1 protein-coding gene is annotated in these 2,704 nt (G+C 72.9%); it reads right to left on the bottom strand.

Going from position 1 to position 2,704, the window contains the following annotated elements; all coding sequences use genetic code 11:
• A partial coding sequence (locus AWZ10_RS37745) for an SDR family NAD(P)-dependent oxidoreductase (protein ID WP_159058507.1) occupies window positions 1-2,704 on the bottom strand: 2,704 nt, incomplete at both ends.

Raw genomic sequence — 2,704 nt, 5'->3', positions numbered from 1 at the left:
CGGCCGTGCCGCGGCCTCGCGCAGGGCCGGGCGGCCGGTCAGGGAACGCAGCAGCGGGGGCAGTCGGTCGGCGGCGCGGCGCAGTGCGGTGCGGTCCAGACAGAGCGGAAGCGGGGTGCCCTCGACGTGGGTCAGGGCACGGTCGAAGAGGACGAGGGCGTCACCGGTGGGCAGGGCGTCCACGCCGCTGCGGGCGGCACGCTTGTGCGTGGCGTCGGCGAGCCCGCGGGTCATGGCGCTGTCGGTCTCCCACAGGCCCCAGGCGATGGACACCGCCGGGTGGCCGTCGGCGCGCAGGCGGGCGGCGTAGGCGTCGAGGAACGCGTTCGCGGCAACGTAGTTGCCCTGCCCGGGGCTGGAGAGCGTGGCGGCGGCCGAGGAGAACATGACGAACGCCGACAGACCGAGGTCGCGGGTGAGTTCGTGCAGGTTGACCGCGGCATCGGCCTTGGGCCGCAGCACCCGGGTCAGATGCACGGGGGTGAGGGAGGTGATGACGCCGTCGTCGAGGACTCCGGCGGCATGGACCACGGCGCCGATCGGATACTCCGGCGGCAGGGCGTCGATGACGTCGGCAAGGGCCTCGCGGTCGGCGGCGTCACAGCTCACGACGGTGGTCCGGGCACCGTGGGCGGCGAGTTCGTCGACCAGCTCGGCGGCACCCGGGGTCTGCGGACCGCGCCGGGTGACGAGAAGCAGATGGCGGACGCCGTGCCGGGTGACGAGATGACGGACGACGGCGGCACCCACGGCACCCGTGCCGCCGGTGACGAGGACGGTCCGGTCCGTGGGGAAGACCACGGCAGCCGGGTGCAGTGGGGTGTCCCTCACGCGGCTGAGTGAGGGAGCGAACAACTTGCCATCGCGCAGGACGAGTTCGTCGTGGCCGCGCCGTACGGCGTCCGCGAGCTGGTCGTCGGTGGGGGTGACGTCGGTGTCGAGGAGCAGGAACCGACCGGGGTTCTCCGATGCGGCGGACTTCAGCAGTCCCCGGACCGCCGCGGCCGACAGGTCGCTCACGGTCTCGCCGGCGTGTGCGGCCACCGCGCCCCGGGTGAGCACCAGGAGGCGGGAGCCGTCCGCGTGCGCGTCGGTGAGCCAGTGCCGGAGAAGGGTGAGGGCACGTGCTGTGGCGTCGTGGACGCCGGGCACGAGAGCGGTCTCCGGTTCGGACTCGGGCGTCAGCCAGGGGACGACGACCAGCTCGGCGTAAGGGGTGTCCGAGGAGGCGGCGAGGAGGCCGTCGGGGCCGGTGTGACGGGTCGTCGAGGCCGGTTCGGGGAGTGTGGGGGCGTCGGCCGGGATCCAGGTGACCGTGTAGAGGTCGCTGCCGCTTTTCCGTACGGTCCCGGGGAGTTGCTCCTGGTCGAACGGCAGGACGGCGACGCTTCGAGCGGTGAGTACGGGAGCGCCGGTGACGTCCACGATGCGGATCGCGCATTCCGTCGCCGAGCGCGGGACGACGTGCAGGCGGACCGCTGTCGCGGCACTCGCGTGGAGGGTGAGGCCGGACCAGGACACGAGGTGCGGAACGGGGCGGCCGACCGCGCGGAGCGTCAGGAGGGCGCCGTCCAGAAGTGCGGGGTGCACGACGAAACCGGCCGCCTCGGCCGTCTTCGTCTCGGGGAGAGCCGCCTCGGCGAACACCTCGTCGCCCAGGCGCCACACCGATGTCACGACCCGCCCGGCCTCGTCCGCCGGGACGTGGAGGGCGTCGTACAGCTCGTCCGGGTCGACGGGCGTCGCGCCGGGCGGGGGCCAGACCCCGGCTCCCTCGTCCGTGTCCGGAGCGGTGGGCTCGACGGGGCCCTCGGCCAGAGTGCCGTGCGCGTGCCGGGTCCAGGGCCGGGCACCGTCGGAGGGGTCGGCGTCCGGGTCGTAGGGGCGTGCGTACAGGGCGAAGGTCCGGCGTCGGTCGCCGTCCGCCGCTTCGGTGACGGTCTGCACCTCGGTCTCACCGGTCGCGGGGAGCCGCAGCGGCTCGTCGACGTGCAGCTCGGTGAGGTGGTGCGCTCCGAGGCTGCGTCCGGTGTGCAGGGCCAGATCGGTGAGGACGGACGGAGCCACGATGGTGCCGCCGCCGGTGGCGAGGTCGCCGAGCCAGGGCTGTGTGCGCCCGGACAGAAGCCCTGTCGCCACCACTGTGGTGGAGTCGGCGACGCCGATCCCGGAGGACAGCAGCGGGTGCTCCCCACGGTGTCCGAAACGGTCCGCCACCGGATCAAGCCAGTAGCGCTGCCGCTGGAACGGATAGGTCGGAAGATCGACCAACTCTTGGGAGCCGGGCAGAAGAACGTCCCAGTCGACGGTCCTGCCGGTGGTGTGCAGCGCGGCCAGCGCGGCGATCACTGCCGGCGGTTCGTCGCGGTCCTTGCGCTGGGCGGGAACGAAGAGCAGGTTCGGCGCGTCGGGTACGCAGTTCTGGGCGAGGGCGGTGAGGGTGCCGTCGGGGCCGATCTCCAGGAAACGGGTCACGCCCTCGGCCGCCAGAGCACTCACACCATCGGCGAACCGCACCGCCTGACGGACATGCCGTACCCAGTACTCGGCCGACGTCAGGTCACCGTCGGTGGCAAGGCGTCCGGTCACGTTCGACACGACGGGGATGGCGGGTGTTCCGTAGGCGATCCCTTCCGCGACGGTACGGAAGGCGTCGAGCATCGGCTCCATCAGCGGGGAGTGGAAGGCGTGCGACACCCGCAGA

This window comes from Streptomyces europaeiscabiei, assembly GCF_001550375.1.
Classification (GTDB): Bacteria; Actinomycetota; Actinomycetes; order Streptomycetales; family Streptomycetaceae; genus Streptomyces; species Streptomyces europaeiscabiei.
Note: the sequence above shows the minus strand (reverse complement) of the source record. Positions and strands in the feature narration are given on the sequence as shown.